Genomic DNA, 17,217 nt, shown 5'->3' with positions numbered 1-17,217 from the left:
GTCGATCAGGCTTTTTCGAGCGCCGGGCTTTGCGGTTGCTCGCCATGGCCCTCGATCAGCCCCTTCCAATAGCTCTCGGCGCCCTGCAGATGGGCGCTCATCAGCGCCTGGGCGAGATTGCCGTCGCGGCGCAGCAGCGCCTCATAGATCTGGATGTGCTCGGCGTGCGAGCGCACGCTGCGCTCCAGATCGTTGAAATAGATTGGCAGGCGCTGTTCGCCCATCATGTAGTAGACGCTGCAGACATTGTGGAAGACGCTGTTCTTGGTGGCACGCACGATCTCGAGGTGGAATTCGCGGTCCTCCTTGGCGAGGCCTTCGCCCGCCGCGATGCGCTTTTCCGAAGCTTTCAGGATTTCGCGCAGTCGCTCGAAATTCTCCTCGGTGGCGCGCGAACAGGCTAGCTCGGCCGCCTTGATCTCGTGGATCTTGCGCAGTTCGACCGTCTCGTAGATCTGGATCGGGTCGAGCGGCAGGCCGGCGCGCGCAAAAAGCGCCATGGCTTCGACGCTGGCCTGCTTGGTGTCGATATAGATGCCGGACTTGGCGCGGCGCTCGACGATGCGCATGGCCTCGAGGATGGCGAGCGCCTCGCGGATCTGGCCGCGGCTGACGCCGAAATGCTCCGCCAGTTCGCGTTCCGACGGCGTTCGGCCGGTCTCCTTGTCCGAATGGGAGAACAGGTAGGCGGCGAGTTCCGCAAGAAGGTTCTTTTCTTTCATCTTCAATCGCGTTGCGCGTGCGCCTCCAGGAATCGCTCCGAAATCGTGAATCCCAGACCCGGCCTTTCGGGGATCGCTATCATACCGTCCTTGGCTTCGACAGTCTCCTCGATCAGATCGTGGATCATCGGGTTCGCGCCGAGCGAATATTCGACGGTGAAACTCGACGGCGAGGCAGCGCAGACATGCAGCCCGGCGAAGAAGCAGGGCGCACCTGCCCACAGATGCGGCGCAAAGCGCAGGTTGAAGGCACTGGCGATGGTGCCGATCTTCATCGCCTCGCTGATGCCGCCGCAGAAAGCAGGGTCGGGCTGAAAGATGTCGGCGGCCTTGAGCATGGCGAGGTCGCGAAAAGCATAGCGGGTCGCTTCGCTTTCGCCAGTCGCGATCGGAACCGCGCCCGATGCCCGCACTTCAGCCATGCCGGGCTTGTCATCGGCAATAACAGGCTCCTCGAACCAGGCGAGGTCGAGGTCGTTGACGAGGTGGATGAAGCGCTTGGCTTCGGCCACGGTGTAGGTGCCATGTGCGTCGACCATCAACTCGATATCGGGGCCGAGCGCCTGCCGTGCGGCATGGACACGGGCGGCAGACACGTGTGCTGCGCCGTCCATGGCACCAACCCGCATCTTCAGCGCCTTGAAACCGCCTCTGGCGATATACGATTTCAACTGCTCGCCGATGGCGTCGGTCGCCGCCCAGCCGCCTGATGCGTAGGCCGGCATGCGGTCGAGCTTGCGGCCACCCAGCAGCCGCCAAACTGGAACCCCAAGCGATTTGCCCAGAATGTCCCACAGCGCGATGTCGACGGCGCTGATGGCGGCGATGCTCATGCCGCGCCGCGCCAGTTGCGGCATGGCGTGGCCAGCGCGGGCGGCGCTATCGTGGCGCACGCCATTGTAGAGCATTTCCCAGATCACACCGATATCGGCCGGATCGCGGCCGATCAATTGCGGCCCGACCTCACAGTTCAGCATGTGGACCAGGGCGCCATAGCTGCCGGCGCTGCCGGCGGCGTTCTTGCCTTCACCCCAGCCGACCAGTCCGTCATCGGTCTCGATGCGCAGGATGGCGGCGTCGAAGGTCGTCACCTGGCCGAAATCGCTGCGGTGTTGCCGAGCGGCTTCGATCGGGACGCGGACCCACCAGGCTAGGACGGTCTTGATGCGCATATTCTTCCCCAACCCTGCCGCCCGGTCAGGGCGGAAAGGCGAATTTCCCAGAGGTAGTCGGCTACTTGATCAGCGGCAGCAACGTTTCGGCGTTGATGCGCATCTGGTCGGTGTAGAATTTTTCCGTGAGCACGCTCGAGCCGTGATCCTGGATGAACTTCAGCTGTTCCGGCGAGATGTCGACCGGATTGCGCTCGACCATGTCGGGATAAGGGGCAGCCGGCGTGCGGTCGACAGGAGCGACGAATTCGTTGGTCAGCGCGCCGTCGTAGCCGATCTCCCGCAAGGTGGCGACGATCTTCGGCCAGTCGATCTGGCCGAGGCCGGCGGCGAAGCGGTTGTTGTCGGCGACGTGGAAATCGAACAGGCGCTTTCCTGCCTGCCGGATCGCGTCATAGACATTAAATTCCTCCATATGGATGTGGTAGGCATCCAGGCAGACGCCGCACTCGGGACTGACTGCATCGGCCAGCGCCAGCGCCTGGGCGCCGCGATTGAACAGATAGGTTTCAAAGCGGTTGAGCGGCTCGACCGCAATCTTGACGCCGACTTTCTTGGCGTGGGCGAAGCATTCACGAGTGGCGTCGACAACCCACTTCCATTCCTCTTCCTCGGTGCCGTCAGGAACGACCTTGCCGACTGTCGCCGGAACAAGCGTGATGATCTCGCCGTCGAGCTCGCTGACCATCGTCAGCACGTCCTTGACATACTGAACGGAACGCTCGCGCTGGCCCTGGTTCCTGGCAGCGAGATTGCGCTCGCCCAACATCAAGGTCACCGCACCCCAGCAGCGGATGCCATGCTCCTTCAGCAGCGCCCGGGTCTCCTTGGTCTTGTACTGCTCCGGCTCGCCGGAAATCTCGATCGACTCGTAGCCGAATTTCTTGATGCGCTTGAGCGTCGTCTCCAACGGTTCCGCGCGCATCCAGTTGTGCGTCGAAAGATGCATCGTCTGTCCTTCCCAAAAATCGCCTGCGACGTGCGTCGCTAAAGGCGACGCATGGGTTCCTCCCCAGGCCATCCCCAGCCATTTTTCACAAACTGGTTCGACCAATTGGGTCTGAAACGAGGTCTACAGCAATTTCTTCTGGACGGCAAGAAGACTGGCGGTGCTAGCCCATTATTTCGTTGATTACATTGATGTATATGCCCCTGCTTTCCACGTCGGGAGGGCTTCCATAGCGCATTGCGAGACTTGACCAAATTCCCGCTTTTGGTAATACCAGAATTATGGCGTACACAATGCGCCGATGTGAAAAAGACCAAAGTGGCTGGCCCTGCTTCCAATCGGCGCTATGCTCGGTCGCGGGACAAATTGAGGAGATTGCCGATGCCGACGACAATGAAGGGCCCTGGACTGTTTCTGGCACAATTCGCGGGCGATGCCGCGCCGTTCAATTCACTGGCATCGATCACCAAATGGGCGGCCGGTCTCGGCTACAAGGGCGTACAGATCCCCACTTGGGACGCGCGGCTGTTCGATCTCGAGAAGGCGGCCTCATCCAAGACCTATTGCGACGAAGTTAAGGGCATCTGCGCGGACGCCGGCGTCGAGATCACCGAACTATCGACCCATCTGCAGGGGCAATTGGTGGCGGTGCATCCGGCCTATGACGCGCAGTTCGACGGTTTTGCACCGGCTTCGGTGCACAACAATCCCAAAGCGCGGCAGCAGTGGGCGGTCGAGCAGATGACGTTCGGCGCCAAGGCCTCGAAGAATCTCGCCCTTGGGGCTTCGGTGAGCTTCTCCGGAGCATTGGCCTTTCCTTACCTTTACCCTTGGCCGCAACGGCCGGCCGGGCTGATCGAGGAAGCATTCGCCGAACTCGGCAAGCGCTGGAAGCCGATCCTCGATGTCTATGAGGACAATGGCGTCGACGTCGGTTACGAAATTCATCCGGGCGAGGACGTATTCGACGGTGCGACCTTCGAGATGTTCCTCGACGCGGTCGGCGGCCACAGACGCTGCAACATCAATTACGATCCGTCGCACTTCCTGCTCCAGCAACTCGACTATCTCGAATTCATCGACATCTATCACGAGCGCATCAAGGCGTTCCACGTCAAGGACGCCGAGTTCAATCCGACCGGCCGGCAAGGCGTCTATTCCGGCTATCAGAGTTGGACCAACCGAGCCGGCCGCTTCCGTTCGCTGGGCGACGGACAGGTGGATTTCGGCGGCATCTTTTCCAAGCTCACCCAATATGGCTATGATTCCTGGGCGGTGCTGGAGTGGGAGTGCTGCTTGAAACATCCGGAAGATGGCGCGGCCGAGGGCGCCCCCTTCATCCAGCACCACATCATACGGGTGACGGAAAAGGCGTTCGACGATTTCGCTGGCGGCACCACTGACAAGAAGGTGCTGCGGGCCATGATGGGAATTTAAAGGACATACTCTCCCCCTTGAGGGGAGGGTGGCCGAAGGGCCGGGTGGGTCGGTTCATGCCGAGTTCTATGCCCGGCAAACCCACCCGATCCGCGCGCGGATCGACCTCCCTTCAAGGGGGTGAGCAACACGAGGGAGAAAGACATGGTCGCCGCATCGAAGTCGGAAACGGGAGGCGGCCCGATCCGCTATGGCATGGTTGGCGGCGGGCAAGGTGCCTTCATCGGCGCGGTGCACCGGATCGCGGCGCGCCTGGATAATGACTTCGTGTTGGTCGCCGGCGCTTTGTCATCCGACCCGGCGCGTGCAAAAGCCTCTGCCGCCGAACTCGGGCTCGACCCCGATCGCAGTTACGCGTCGTATGCCGAAATGGCCAAGGCCGAGGCCAAGCGGTCCGACGGCATCGAGGCGGTGGCCGTCGTCACGCCCAACAATGTTCATGTGCCGGCGGCCAAGGCCTTCCTGGAGGCCGGTATCCACGTCATATGCGACAAGCCGCTGGCGACGACGCTGGCCGAAGCCAAGAAGCTCGCGGCGATAGTCGAGAAGACTGGCAAGGTGTTCGTGCTGACCCACAACTACACCGCCTATNGAAGCCAAGAAGCTCGCGGCGATAGTCGAGAAGACTGGCAAGGTGTTCGTGCTGACCCACAACTACACCGCCTATCCGATGGTGCGGCAGGCGCGCGAAATGGTCGCCAAGGGCCTGCTCGGCGACATCCGCATCGTGCAGTCCGAATATCCGCAGGACTGGCTGACCGAGGACCTTGCGGCCACAGGCCAGAAGCAGGCGGCGTGGCGCGGCGATCCGAAACAGGCAGGCGCCGGCGGCGCCCTGGGCGATATCGGCACGCATGCCTACAATCTCGCCCGCTTCGTTTCCGGGTTGGAGCTGGATTCCCTTTCAGCCGATCTCGACGCCTTCGTGCCGGGCCGGCTGCTAGATGACAACGTCAATGTCATGCTGCGCTTCAAACCGGCCGGCAAGACGCACCCGGCCAAGGGCATGATCTGGGCCAGCCAGGTGGCGCCCGGCCATGAGAACGGGCTGAAGCTGCGCATCTATGGCTCCAAGGGCGGGCTGGAATGGGTGCAGGCGGACCCGAACTATCTCTGGTACACGCCGTTTGGCCAGCCCAAGCAGTTGCTCACCCGCAATGGCGCCGGCGCGCTGCCGGTAGCAGGCCGTGTCAGTCGCGTGCCGCCAGGTCATCCCGAGGGCTATCTCGAAGGTTTCGCCAACATCTACCAGGAGGCCGCGCGCGCCATCCGCGCGGCGCGCCGCAAGGGCGGCAAGCCGGCAAAGGATGTCGTCTTTCCAACCGTTCAGGACGGCGTCGAAGGCATGGCCTTCATCGAGGCCTGTGTGAAGTCGTCGAAGAAGAATGGGGCGTGGACGAAGCTATAGCTCCGACCTCGCGGGAGAATTGATGGGGGAGAGGCGTCGATGAAGATCGGCATGTGCATGTTCTTGTGGACGACGGCCGTATCGAAGAAACACGAACCGTTGCTCAAGGATATCAAGGCGACCGGCTTCGATGGCGTCGAAATACCGATCTTCGCCGGCGCGCCCGATGACTATAAGAAACTCGGCGATCTGCTCGACCGTATCGGGCTGGAGCGGACCGCGGTTTCAGCCATCGGCGATCCGGCGATGAATTTGATCTCGGCCGATGCCGCAACGCGCAAGGCCGGTGTCAGCTACATGAAATGGGCGATCGACTGCGCGCAATCGCTTGGCGCGGACACGCTGAGTGGCCCGCTGCATTCGACGCTCGGCGCCTTTTCCGGCTCAGGGCCGACGGCTGCAGAGAAGAAGCGTTCCGTCGCCTCGCAACGCGCGATCGGCGACCATGCCGGCAAGAATGGCGTCACTATCGGTCTTGAGGCGCTCAACCGTTTCGAATGCTATCTGCTCAACACGATGGCGGACCTGTCGGAACATATCGACGCCATCGACCGGCCGCACGTCAAGGCGATGTATGACACCTTCCACGCCAATATCGAGGAGACCGACCCGATCGGCGCCTATGCAAAACACCGCCGGAATGTCGTGCATATCCATATCTCGGAAAACGATCGCGGTGTGCCGGGCCGCGGCAACATTCCCTGGAAGGAAACTTTTTCCGCCATCCGCAAGAGCGGCTATGACGACTGGCTGACGATCGAGGCGTTCGGGCGCTCGCTGAAGGATTTGGCGGCGGCGACCAAGGTATGGCGCGATTTTTCCGAGACGCCGGAGGCGGTCTATCGCGATGGCTACAAGCACATCAGGAACGGGTGGAAACGAGCGGCTTAGGCACCCTGATCTGGCGACAGTCACGCGAAGAAGACCTGCGTCGACGATCCTAGGCGCGAGGCGAGACGATGATTGGGCTTCTGCGTCACAAGGCTACCCCTGCTCGGCCTGGATCCTGTTGTAGTCGTGGATGGTCTGGCTCAGCCGGCGGCGCAGGAAGTTGGAAATGTTGTCGAAGATGAAGACCACGAGCAGGATCAGCAGCACCATGTAGAAGACGTTGGCCCAGTTGGAATTGGTGCGCATCGCTTCCCATAGTTTCAGGCCGATGCCGCCGGCGCCGACGGCGCCGATGATTGTCGCGCCGCGGGTGTTGGATTCCCACTGGTAGAGCGTCTGGCTGATGAAAACCGGCACCACTTCCGGCAACACGCCGTAGCGCTGCACCAAAAGGCCGTTGGCCCCGGTCGAGACGACGCCTTCGCGCGGCTTGTCGTCGATGTTCTCCAGCGCCTCGGAATAGGTTTTGCCGAGCGTGCCGATCTCGGTGAAGAAAACGGCTGCACTGCCCGCCAGTGGTCCCGGCCCGAAGGCGCGGGTGAAGAACAGTGCCCAGATCAGCATGTCGATGGAGCGCATGAAGTCGAAGAAGCGCTTGAGCACCTGGTTGACCAGCCGGCTGGGCGTGATGTTGCGGGCGGCGAAGAAGGCGAGCGGGAAGGCGACGATGCCGCCAAGCAAGGTGCCGAGAAAAGCCATGACGATGGTCTGCAAGAGTTTCGTCCAGACATCGCCATGCTGCCACTGGGCGTTGTTCCAGATGTTGTCGCCGGCCAGCGCCAGGTTGGACGTGCCCGGTTTCAGTTCCGGTCCGGAGACGATCATCGAGGCGACTTCGCCTGCCGACTTGCCGAAGAAAGGCGAGCGGGTGTCGAAGACGAAGTTTGCCCAGCCGAGAAAACGCTTGCGTATCCTGACGCGGTCAGCGGCGACGCGGACCTCGCCGGCGAAGCCCATGTCGGCCACGACCTCATCTTCATGCGCTGTGATCCAGCCGGGAACCGGTCCGGAGATCAGCGGCCTGCCGGTGCTTAGCCCGACCGCAACGGTTTCATCATTGGCAATGATTGTGGCTTGCGTCTTGTTGAAGGTGACCGACTTGGCTGTGCCGTCGATCAGGATCGTTACCGAACCATCGGGATTGGCCTTGACCCAGTCCGGGCTGGGATTCGGGCCGAGCACCGAGAAGCGCGGGTATTTGGCGGTGATCTGCGGTTCATCGAGCCGGAAGATCGGCTGCACATCGTAGCTGATCCATTGAGTCAGGAACAGCGGCAGGCGCTCCCAGTGCGATTCCCGCATGACTTGCGGCAGGTTGAAGAACCACAGTGCGTAGAGGAGATAGAAAAAGGTGCCGCCAAGCAACAGCAGCGGCCCGAAGCGTTTTTGGAATGGCCGCTTGAATACCTGCGGAAAGCGTTCCTCGATCGACCGGATTTCATCGGCGGTCATGGTCGTCGTCATTTACGAACCCACAGCAAAAGCCTGTTCGCCGACCAGCTTGCGACGCAACCAGGCGGAGAACTGGTCGACGATGAAGATCGTCGTGAACAGGAGCAGCACGAGAGCTATCGTCTTGGCGCCGAAGCCTCGCGAGATGGACAGCTTCAGTTCCTCACCGATGCCGCCGCCGCCGACCGCGCCCATAATGGTGGAAATGCGGACGTTTATTTCAACACGCAGCAGCGTGTAGGACATGAAGTTGGGCAGCACCTGCGGCAGGCCGGCAAAGCGCACCCGCTCGAACCAATTGGCGCCGACGGCTCGCAGGCCTTCCTCGGGTCGCATGTCGATGTTCTCGTTTATCTCGTAAAACAGCTTGCCCAGCGCGCCGATCGAATGCAGGCCGATGGCGATGATGGCGGCGATCGGGCCGATCGAGACGATGGCCGCGAACAAGCCGGCGATGACGATCTCCGGGAAGGCGCGCAGCAACTCCATGAAGCGCTTGACGATCAGCCGCAGCACCGGATGCGGCGTCAGATTGCGCGCCGCGATGAAGGAAAACGGCACTGCAAAGAGGAAGCCGACGAAGGTCGAGACCAGCGCCACGTTGAGCGTGGTCAGCATCAGCTCGAAATATTCGGGAATATAGAAGCTGCCCCAGACATAAGCGCGGCCCAGCGGAAAGTTGAATTCCTGTGTGCCGGTGTCATGCGGGGAAGCGATGTCGAACATCGCCCGCCAGACATCGTTCCAGTCCTTGGGAACGAGCCAGCTCAGAAAATCCAGCAAATGCGGCAGCCGGTCGAAGAAATGCCCGGCATTGGCCTCGTCGGCGAACCACATGGTGCCGCCGAGCCCGACAAGAAGCAGGCCGAAGCCGATGGCGGTGTAAAGCCGGCGCAACGATGTCTGGCGACGCCAGGCGTCGGCCATCTGGTGAGTGGCGCCGGAAGGGGCTGTCTCGGAAAGGGTCATGATCGGACATGCAAGAAGGGCGGCGTTTGCTAACGCCGCCCTTCCTGATTTTGCCATTAGCCGCCAATGGCTGCCTTACGGGCTTCGATGATGACTTTGTAGAAGTCTGCCTTCACCGGAACGTAGCCGGTAAAGTCGCCGCCTTCGACGCCTTCGAAGCAGGCCTTGTCCTTCTTGGGCAGCTGCGTGAAGAAGTCGGTGAGCTTGGCGGTCATTTCTTTGCCGAGCGCGGTGCGCACGACCAGCGGGCCGTTCGGGATCAGGCCGGAGCGCCAGACTTCAACGAAGTCGTTGGGATCGACGGCGCCCTTGGCGACTTCCTTGTGGAAGGTGCCGGAGGTGTAGCCGTCCTTGAAGTGGCCAATGCCGGACGAATCGTCCACCGCCACGTCGACCTTGCCGTCACGCACGGCCAGAACGTTGTTCTCGTGGCCGCCATTGAACTGAGTCGAAGCGAAGAAGGTTTCGTTCGAAGCGCCGGTGTCCTTCGGAATTTGGGTCAGCGGGATTAGATAGCCGGAGGTCGAATCCGGATCGGCGTAACCAAGCTTCTTGCCCTTGGCCGACTTGATGTCGGTGATGCCGGAGGATTTCAGGGCGAGGCCGATCGAATAGTAGCCTGTGGCGCCGTCGGTCTGCTGGGTGGTGAGGATCGGGGTGACTGCCTTCGGGTCCTTTAGAGCGACACTGGCATAGCCGGAAGCGCCGAGCTCGGCGAAGTCGAGCGTGCCACCGAGCAGGCCCTGGATCACGCCATCATAATCGGCGGCGGGGAACAGCGAGACCTTTTCGAAGCCGAATTCGGTCTTCAAATGGTCGGCGAGGCACTGGTAGTTGCGCAGCCGGTCGGTTTCGTTTTCGCCGCCGAGAATGCCGACGCGAAATTCCTTCATATCGGCCGCGTGGGCCATGCTGGTCGCCATGGCGAGCACCGAAACGGCGCTAAAAACCATCTTCCTGAACATTGGATATCTCTCCTGTAGGTTCCGGCCCCGCGCCGGCAGCGTTATCGATTTTGACAGGTGCCCTTGACGTGGGCTGGCGATCCCAACCGCTCTCAGTATCCCGGGAATGCGGGCTCGAGCGGTCCGGCGGATGCGGCGATCTTTCGGCTGAAGGCAACGCTGGTCGAGGTGATGGCCTCTGAGATTTCCTGGCCATTGTTGTCTGCGCCGTAGACGAGGCGCACGGCTTCGCGGTTGAGCTCTTCCGGCGGCCCGTCGAAAACGACCTTGCCGGCGGCCATGCCGACAATGCGGTTGCAATAGGTGCGGGCGGTGTCCAGCGTGTGCAGATTGGTGACGACGGTGATGCCTTCGCGCAAATTGATGTCCTGCAGCGAGTCCATCACCACCTTGGCGTTGAGTGGATCGAGCGAAGCGATCGGCTCGTCTGCGAGGATAACCCTGGGCTGCTGCATCATGGCGCGGGCAATGGCGACGCGCTGCTGCTGCCCGCCCGACAAAGTGCCGGCGGGCTGCAGCGCTGTACGGGCAATGTCGAGCCGCTCGAGTGCCGCGACCGCCTCGGCGCATTCGGCGCGAGAGAACATGCCGAACAGGTTTGACATGGTCGAACGGTGGTTCAGCTTGCCGAGCAGCACATTGGTCAGCACGTCGAGGCGCGGCACCAGGTTGAACTGCTGGAAGATCATGGCGCAGTCGCGTTGCCAGCGCCGCAGCGGCGAGCCGCTCAACTGGGAGACCTCGGCGCCGTCAAAAAAAATCGACCCCTGGCTGGGATCGATGAGGCGGTTGATCATGCGAAGAAGGGTTGATTTGCCGGCGCCCGAACGACCGATAATGCCAACCATCTGACCCTGCGGGATCGCGATGTTGATGTCGCTGACGGCGGTGTTCTTGCCAAATCGTCGGGTGACACCGCGGATTTCGAGCGTGGCAGAGGTTACTGACATGGGGCAGGTTCCAGTCCGGACCATATTGATCGTCAGGCACTCGCCTAACGCAGCCACATGAACCTGCCGTGTCGCGATGATGTCAGTTTTGTTACGCTCCACAGGCGTGGAGTTACGGTCGGCCCAAGACCTGCAGTTCCTCGCAGTGGAGGCATCGAACAGGTCCTGCCATGCGGCTGCCATGACGATGATGTGAAGAATTATCCTTCGTATTTTTCCAGGAAGGCCTCGGCCGATAGTTCCCGGAAATCGTCGAGCGAAGCGCGCAGCCTGGCATGATCCCAGTCCCACCAGGCAAGCGCCTGGTAGCGTTCGGCGGTTCGGCGGTCGAAGCGCTCACGGATCGGTTTTGCCGGCACGCCGGCGACGATGGTGTAGGGGGCGACATCCTTCGAGACGACAGCGCCGGCACCGACCGCCGCACCGTCGCCGACTGTGACGCCGGGCAGGATAGTCGAGCCATGGCCGAGCCAGGTGTCGTGGCCGATGGTGACGCGTTTGGCGCGGCGCTGGGCGAAGAACTCGCTCTCGTGTTCGGCGTCGTCCCAATAATCCGAGGCGCGATAGGTGAAGTGATGCAGTGTCGGCCGCCAAGTCGGGTGGTTGGTGGCGTTGATGCGCACGCTTGCCGCGATGTTGGAAAACTTGCCGATCGTGGCGCACCAGACAGCGCAATCCTGCATCATGTAGGAATAGTCGCCGAGTTCGCTCTCCAACACCCGGCTGCGGTCGGCGATCTCGGTCCAGCGGCCGAGCGTCGAGTTCTGCACCTCCGCCGTCGGGTGGACCAGCGGTGTCCCCGATAATTTCCTGGTCATGCGGCGACTTTTCCGGGAGCGAAAGCGGTAACGTCGATGATGCGGTCGGCAACCGCCTCGCGCACGTCGTGGTCATGGAAGATGCCGAGCAGGGCGACATCAGCCGCTTTCTTGGCGGCGATGAGTTCGATCACGACGTCGCGGTTCCTGGCATCGAGCGAGGCGGTCGGCTCGTCGAGCAGCAGGATCGGGTGCTCGGTGATGAAGCCGCGCGCGATGTTGACGCGCTGCTGCTCGCCGCCGGAGAAGGTCGCCGGCGGCAATGCCCAGAGTTTTTCCGGCAGGTTGAGTTGCGCCAGCAAGCCGCGTGCCTTGTCGCGGGCAATCTCGCGGTCCTCGCCGCGCTCGACCAGCGGTTCGGCGACGACATCGAGCGCCGAGACGCGCGGCACGGTGCGCAGGAACTGGCTGACATAGCCGATCGTTTGCCGGCGCACGGCAAGCACGGTGCGCGGGCTGGCGGTGGCAAGGTCGATCAGTCCGTCGTCATGCGTGACGATGATCTGGCCTTCATCGACGGCATAGTTGCCGTAGAGCATCTTCAGGATCGAGCTCTTGCCGGCACCGGACGGGCCGCCGAGCACGGTGCATTCGCCCGCCCTGATCGAGAACGAGACACCGGCGATCACCGGCAGTTTGATGCCGTCGCGCAGATGCATGGTGAAGCTCTTGGCGACGTCCGAGACAACAAGCGGGGTGGCCATCAGAAGGTGCTCCCATCGTCATTCGTTTGCGGGCCAACACCCCCCTCTGGCCAATGCAATTGCACGTGCGGAATAACGGTGAAATCTCGAAGCGGGTGGTTGCGAGGTGTCGGCGCGAGGCACCCCCCTCTGTCCTGCCGGACATCTCCCCCGGAAGGGTGGAGATTGGCAGTTTCACCCGCAGCGCTTTTCTTGCAGCCTTGGTAATTGGTGAAAGCAGCAGGGACAGCCGATCTCCCTCCTTGCGGGGGAGATGGCCGGCAGGCCAGAGGGGGGTGCCTCGCGCTAAGGTTTCGCGAACACGCACTTTGAGACTTCATCGTCAAACCTGTAGAATCGAGGAAACGAGCAACTGGGTGTAGGGCGCGCGCGGGTCGTCGAGCACGCGGTCGGTGAGACCGCTTTCGACGACGCGGCCGTCCTTCATCACCATCATGCGCTGCGACAACAGCCGCGCTACCGCGAGGTCATGGGTGACGACGATTGCCGCCAGGCCGAGATCGGTGACCAGACCGCGCAGCAGGTCGAGCAGGCGTGCCTGAACCGAGACGTCGAGGCCGCCGGTCGGCTCGTCCATGAACACTAGCCGTGGGCCGGTGACGAGGTTGCGAGCGATCTGCAGGCGCTGGCGCATGCCGCCGGAGAAGGCGCGCGGCTCGTCGTCGATGCGGTCCTCGTCGATCTCGACGCGCGACAGCCAGTCGACGGCGGTGGCGCGGATCTTGCCGTAGTGGCGGTCGCCGACAGCCATCAGCCGTTCGCCGACATTGGCGCCGGCCGACACCGTCATGCGCAGGCCGTCGGCAGGGTTCTGATGGACGAAACCCCAGTCGGTGCGCATCAGGAAGCGGCGCTCGGCCTCGCTCATGCGATAAAGCTCGCGGAACTGGCCGTCGCGCATGCGGTAGCTGGCGGTACCGGAACTCGGCAGCAGCCGCGTCGACAGGCAGTTGAGCAATGTCGTCTTGCCGGAGCCGGACTCACCGACGACAGCCAGGACTTCGCCCGGCCACAGGTCGAAGGAGACGTTGTCGCAGCCGACGCGCGAGCCGTAGAATTTGGACAGCGCCGAGACGCGCAGCAGCGGTTCGTCGGTCATTGCTTCTCCTTACCCTCCCCCTTGTGGGGAGGGTCGGCGCGCAGCGCCGGGGTGGGGGCTGAGTGGAGTGTGGATTGGTCAAGCCCCCCACCCGCGCCTTCGGCGCGACCTCCCCACAAGGGGGAGGTAGGGGCGTTGCGCCGCTTCTCGCAGTGGTCGGTGTCGGAGCAGACGAACATGTGGCCGCCATGGTCGTCGAGGATGACCTCGTCGAGATAGACATTCTCGGCCGCGCACAGCGCGCAGGGCTGGTCGAAGGTCTGCACCTCGAACGGATGATCCTCGAAGTCGAGGCTGACCACTTCGGTGAAGGGCGGCACCGCATAGATGCGCTTTTCGCGGCCGGCGCCGAACAGCTGCAGGGCCGGCGAGCGGTGCATCTTGGGATTGTCGAACTTAGGCGTCGGCGACGGGTCCATCACATAGCGGCCCTCGACCTTGACCGGATAGGCATAGGTGGTGGCGATGCGGCCGTGCTTGGCGATGTCCTCGTAGAGCTTGACATGCATGAGGCCGTATTCCTCCAGCGCATGCATCTTGCGCGTTTCGGTCTCTCGCGGTTCAAGGAAGCGCAGCGGCTCGGGGATAGGCACCTGGTAGACAAGCACCTGGCCCGCAGTCAGCGGATGCTCGGGGATGCGGTGACGGGTCTGGATGATGGTGGCGCTGGCTGTGTCGGTGGTCACCGCGACATTGGCGACCTTCTTGAAGAAGGCGCGGATCGAGACGGCATTGGTGGTGTCGTCGGCGCCCTGGTCGATCACCTTCAGCACATCGTCGGGGCCGATGATCGAGGCGGTGACCTGCACGCCGCCGGTGCCCCAGCCATAGGGCATCGGCATTTCGCGCGAGGCGAACGGCACCTGATAGCCTGGGATGGCGATGCCCTTGAGGATGGCGCGGCGGATCATCCGCTTGGTCTGTTCGTCGAGATAGGCGAAGTTGTAGGTTGCGATGTCGGTCATTGCGCGACTTCCAGTCCCTTGGCGTAGCGTGCCAGCCGCTCCGCGAGCGTGCCTGTGTGCAGTTCGAACATGTGGTTGTCGTCGTCGTAGAAATAGATCGAGCGGCCTTCATCCTCGACGCGTGGGCGCGGCGGGCGCATGTCGAGGCCAAGCGTTTTGACGCGCTCGGCGTAGCGGTCGAAATCGGCGTCATCGATCTTGAAGGCGATGTGGTTGTAGCTGCGTTCCGGCAAGGGCTCGCCCTCCATAATGGCGATCCAGATGTCGCCGATCAGGAAGAACTTTTCGCGCGACAGCGAGAACTGTTCGGCGCCGCTGGCATAGACCTCTCGGGCGTCGAGTATGCCCTCGAGGATCTCGGTCATCCGGTCGAGATCGCGGACGATGAAGGTCATGTGGGAGAGGCCTTCGATCATTCCGCGGCCTCCCGCTTCTCTTCGGCCTTGGCGGGGTTTTCGCGGGCGTCGTATTCGGCGCGCATGCGGCGCACGAGGTCGAGTTCGGCCTGAAAGTCGACATAGTGCGGCAGCTTCAGATGTTCGACGAAGCCGGTCGCCTGGACGTTGTCGGAATGCGAGATGACGAACTCCTCATCCTGGGCAGCGGCGACGACATCCTCGCCCAACTCGCTGGCGCGCAGCGCGCGGTCGCAGAGCGCCATCGCCATCGCCTTGCGCTCGCTCTGGCCGAAGACCAGGCCGTAGCCGCGGGTGAATTGCGGCGGCGCTTTCGCCGACCCTTTGAACTGGTTGACCATCTGGCATTCGGTGATGCGCACCGTGCCGAGCGGGACAGCAAAAGGCAGTTCGGGCACATCTAGCTCCAGCTCGACCTCGCCGATGCGGATTTCGCCGACAAAGGGATGGTTGCGGGCATAGCCGCGCTGCGTGGAATAGCCGAGCGCCAGCAGGAAGCCCTCGTCGCCGCGCGACAGCGCCTGCAGGCGAATGTCGCGCGCCATCGGGAACTCCAGCGGCTCGCGGGTGATGTCGCCGGGGACGTGATCCTGCGGCATGTCGCCATCCGGCTCGATCAGGCCTTCGCGGGCAAGGATGGCCGAGACGCGCGGCATGGCTTGCGCCTCGGTCTCGCGCTGCAGCGGCTCGGCGACGTCGGCGCCGGCGGCAAGCTCGGGATCGAGCAGCCGGTGGGTGTAATCGAAAGTAGGCCCAAGCAACTGGCCGCCGGGCAGGTCCTTATAGGTCGCCGATACCCGCCGCTCGACCAGCATGGCGGCGGTGTCGATGGGCTTGGTGTAGCCGAAGCGCGGCAGCGTGGTGCGATAGGCGCGTACCAGGAAGATTGCCTCGATCATGTCGCCGCGCGCCTGGACGATGGCGAGTGCAGCCAATTCCCGGTCGTAGAGCGAGCCTTCACTCATCACCCGGTCGACGCCGAGCGCCAGCTGCTCGACGATCTGATCGAGACGAAGCGCCGGCACCGAACGGTCGCCGCGCCGGCGGTCGGCAAGCAGGCTGTGGGCATTGGCAATTGCGGCTTCGCCGCCTTTTACCGCGACATACATATTACGTCTCCATCGTCTTGACGCGCGTCGTGCGCGGCAGGCAGGCTATGCCATCAGCGGCGGCGAGGATGATGTCGACGCCGCGCGGGAAGCGCTTGATGTTCTGCTTCCACTGTTCGACGAAATGGCGCGGCATCTGCGCCGGCGCGATCGTGGCGCTGGTTTCGATGCCGGGACCTTCGAGCAACAATGGCGTGCCGGAGACGAGATCGCTGACGTGCAGGATCAGCGTGGTCGAACGGTCGGGATAATCCTGCGTGCCTTGCGAAAAGCCGTCGAGCGCCATCATCTCGGCCGGCGTGGCGATCAACGCAAAATGCGCATCGGCCGGCGTGTTGGCCAATGGTGCGCCGGTGTGGAAACCAAGCCAGGATTTGATGGCGGTGGAAGCCTGTAAAGCCGGGTCGAGCCACAGCGGAGTGTCGTTGTCGCAAAGCGCCAGCGCAATGGCACCGGCGGTCGCCGAGAGCGGCGCCGGCGGGCGGGCGAAGGCCGGCAGCGGCTGCATGCTGCCCGGCCGCGCCATTGCGTCCATGACCGCGCGGAACACAGTCTGGGCATTGAAGACCGGATCGGCGAAACCGCCTTCGATCGATTGCGCTGCGATGTCCATCAGTCTTCTCCGCGAACCATGGTGAAGAAATCCACCTTCGTGGCCGCCGTCTCGGCGCGGCGGCGTTCATGCGTCGTGGTCAGGGCCGACCGCAGAGGCGCTATCAGCCCGGTCTCGACCTCGGCGCGGCAGGCCGGGTCCTGCCACAATGCGTCGGCGATGGCCGCCAGCTTCGCCTTCTGCTTGTCGCGGCCAAGCGCATAGCAATGGCCGACCTGTCCGGACGGCAGCCGGACGGTGGCGCGGGTGACCGTCGCCTCGCCGACATTGAAGGGCGCGCCGCCACCGCCGATGCGGCCGCGCACGGTGACTAGGCCGGTTTCGGGGCCGCGCAGCAACTCTGCGTCCGAAGGCAGTCCGGCCTCGTTCCAGAGCCGAACGATGTCGTCGCCGCTGGATTGCGCCAGGGTTGCCATGACAGCCTTGCGTTCGGCCTGGTCGCGGGCTTCCTGTCCTCGCATCAGCAACATTCCTCTTCGCCAAATTTGTCTATTGATATAGACAATTATACAAATTATACCTATTATCTAGCGCGAGTCCATGACGGGTGGATGACAAGCACTTGAAGACTGGGGGCA

Annotated in this window: 16 protein-coding genes and 2 pseudogenes; 3 read left to right on the top strand and 15 right to left on the bottom strand. The window is 62.8% G+C overall.

Going from position 1 to position 17,217, the window contains the following annotated elements; all coding sequences use genetic code 11:
* Nucleotides 1-5 precede the first annotated feature (5 nt).
* The 3 genes from X744_RS149875 to X744_RS149885 all read right to left on the bottom strand — a co-directional run bounded on the left by X744_RS149875 (nucleotide 6) and on the right by X744_RS149885 (nucleotide 2,843).
* Nucleotides 6-722 (bottom strand): FadR/GntR family transcriptional regulator, encoded by a 717-nt coding sequence (locus X744_RS149875; RefSeq protein WP_023760822.1) that lies wholly within the window; start codon nucleotides 720-722, stop codon nucleotides 6-8.
* A 2-nt stretch (nucleotides 723-724) separates the two neighbouring features.
* Nucleotides 725-1,894, bottom strand: a complete 1,170-nt coding sequence (locus X744_RS149880; protein ID WP_023760821.1) for a mandelate racemase/muconate lactonizing enzyme family protein — start codon at nucleotides 1,892-1,894, stop codon at nucleotides 725-727.
* A 61-nt stretch (nucleotides 1,895-1,955) separates the two neighbouring features.
* Nucleotides 1,956-2,843, bottom strand: a complete 888-nt coding sequence (locus X744_RS149885) for a sugar phosphate isomerase/epimerase (RefSeq protein WP_023760820.1) — start codon at nucleotides 2,841-2,843, stop codon at nucleotides 1,956-1,958.
* Between the two features lie 381 nt (nucleotides 2,844-3,224).
* Here X744_RS149885 and X744_RS149890 point away from each other — a divergent pair, with 381 nt between their 5' ends.
* From X744_RS149890 to X744_RS149895, 3 genes and pseudogenes are all read left to right on the top strand, one after another.
* On the top strand, nucleotides 3,225-4,280 hold the full coding sequence (locus tag X744_RS149890; RefSeq protein ID WP_023760819.1) for a sugar phosphate isomerase/epimerase: 1,056 nt from the start codon (nucleotides 3,225-3,227) through the stop codon (nucleotides 4,278-4,280).
* A 144-nt stretch (nucleotides 4,281-4,424) separates the two neighbouring features.
* Nucleotides 4,425-5,688, top strand: a pseudogene (locus X744_RS01000000170010) (Gfo/Idh/MocA family oxidoreductase).
* A 39-nt stretch (nucleotides 5,689-5,727) separates the two neighbouring features.
* On the top strand, nucleotides 5,728-6,579 hold the full coding sequence (locus X744_RS149895) for a sugar phosphate isomerase/epimerase (RefSeq protein ID WP_023760818.1): 852 nt from the start codon (nucleotides 5,728-5,730) through the stop codon (nucleotides 6,577-6,579).
* A 93-nt stretch (nucleotides 6,580-6,672) separates the two neighbouring features.
* On the opposite strand, the gene phnE (X744_RS149900) is transcribed toward X744_RS149895, so the two are convergent.
* From phnE (X744_RS149900) to phnG, 12 genes and pseudogenes are all read right to left on the bottom strand, one after another.
* Nucleotides 6,673-8,043 (bottom strand): phosphonate ABC transporter, permease protein PhnE, encoded by a 1,371-nt coding sequence (gene phnE, locus X744_RS149900; protein WP_023760817.1) that lies wholly within the window; start codon nucleotides 8,041-8,043, stop codon nucleotides 6,673-6,675.
* Nucleotides 8,044-9,000, bottom strand: a complete 957-nt coding sequence (gene phnE, locus X744_RS149905) for a phosphonate ABC transporter, permease protein PhnE (protein WP_023760816.1) — start codon at nucleotides 8,998-9,000, stop codon at nucleotides 8,044-8,046.
* A gap of 56 nt (nucleotides 9,001-9,056) precedes the next feature.
* The gene (phnD, locus tag X744_RS149910; protein WP_023760815.1) at nucleotides 9,057-9,965 is read right to left on the bottom strand and encodes a phosphonate ABC transporter substrate-binding protein; all 909 of its coding nucleotides are present in this window, start codon (nucleotides 9,963-9,965) and stop codon (nucleotides 9,057-9,059) included.
* A gap of 92 nt (nucleotides 9,966-10,057) precedes the next feature.
* Nucleotides 10,058-10,915, bottom strand: coding sequence for a phosphonate ABC transporter ATP-binding protein (gene phnC, locus X744_RS149915; protein WP_023760814.1), 858 nt, complete (start codon nucleotides 10,913-10,915; stop codon nucleotides 10,058-10,060).
* Nucleotides 10,916-11,115: 200 nt separating this feature from the next.
* Nucleotides 11,116-11,733, bottom strand: a complete 618-nt coding sequence (locus X744_RS149920; RefSeq protein ID WP_023760813.1) for a DapH/DapD/GlmU-related protein — start codon at nucleotides 11,731-11,733, stop codon at nucleotides 11,116-11,118.
* Nucleotides 11,730-12,437: a phosphonate C-P lyase system protein PhnL gene (phnL, locus tag X744_RS149925; RefSeq protein WP_023760812.1), complete on the bottom strand. Its 708-nt coding sequence runs from the start codon at nucleotides 12,435-12,437 to the stop codon at nucleotides 11,730-11,732. Before phnL ends, X744_RS149920 begins: the two co-directional genes overlap by 4 nt.
* 322 nt (nucleotides 12,438-12,759) lie before the next feature.
* Nucleotides 12,760-13,536: a phosphonate C-P lyase system protein PhnK gene (phnK, locus tag X744_RS149930; protein WP_023760811.1), complete on the bottom strand. Its 777-nt coding sequence runs from the start codon at nucleotides 13,534-13,536 to the stop codon at nucleotides 12,760-12,762.
* Between the two features lie 137 nt (nucleotides 13,537-13,673).
* Nucleotides 13,674-14,501: pseudogene (locus X744_RS149935) on the bottom strand (alpha-D-ribose 1-methylphosphonate 5-phosphate C-P-lyase PhnJ); the annotation flags it as partial.
* Nucleotides 14,498-14,917, bottom strand: coding sequence for a FosX/FosE/FosI family fosfomycin resistance hydrolase (fosX, locus tag X744_RS149940; RefSeq protein WP_023760809.1), 420 nt, complete (start codon nucleotides 14,915-14,917; stop codon nucleotides 14,498-14,500). The gene fosX and the pseudogene X744_RS149935, both read right to left, overlap by 4 nt.
* The gene (locus X744_RS149945) at nucleotides 14,914-16,026 is read right to left on the bottom strand and encodes a carbon-phosphorus lyase complex subunit PhnI (RefSeq protein WP_023760808.1); all 1,113 of its coding nucleotides are present in this window, start codon (nucleotides 16,024-16,026) and stop codon (nucleotides 14,914-14,916) included. The genes fosX and X744_RS149945 overlap by 4 nt, the downstream gene beginning before the upstream one ends.
* 1 nt (nucleotide 16,027) lies before the next feature.
* A complete protein-coding gene (phnH, locus tag X744_RS149950) occupies nucleotides 16,028-16,639 on the bottom strand; it encodes a phosphonate C-P lyase system protein PhnH (RefSeq protein WP_023760807.1) in 612 nt (203 codons plus the stop codon).
* Nucleotides 16,639-17,100: a phosphonate C-P lyase system protein PhnG gene (phnG, locus tag X744_RS149955; protein WP_023760806.1), complete on the bottom strand. Its 462-nt coding sequence runs from the start codon at nucleotides 17,098-17,100 to the stop codon at nucleotides 16,639-16,641. Before phnG ends, phnH begins: the two co-directional genes overlap by 1 nt.
* Nucleotides 17,101-17,217 lie beyond the last annotated feature (117 nt).

It is taken from the genome of Mesorhizobium sp. LNHC252B00, assembly GCF_000502955.1.
GTDB lineage: Bacteria > Pseudomonadota > Alphaproteobacteria > Rhizobiales > Rhizobiaceae > Mesorhizobium.
Note: the sequence above shows the minus strand (reverse complement) of the source record. Positions and strands in the feature narration are given on the sequence as shown.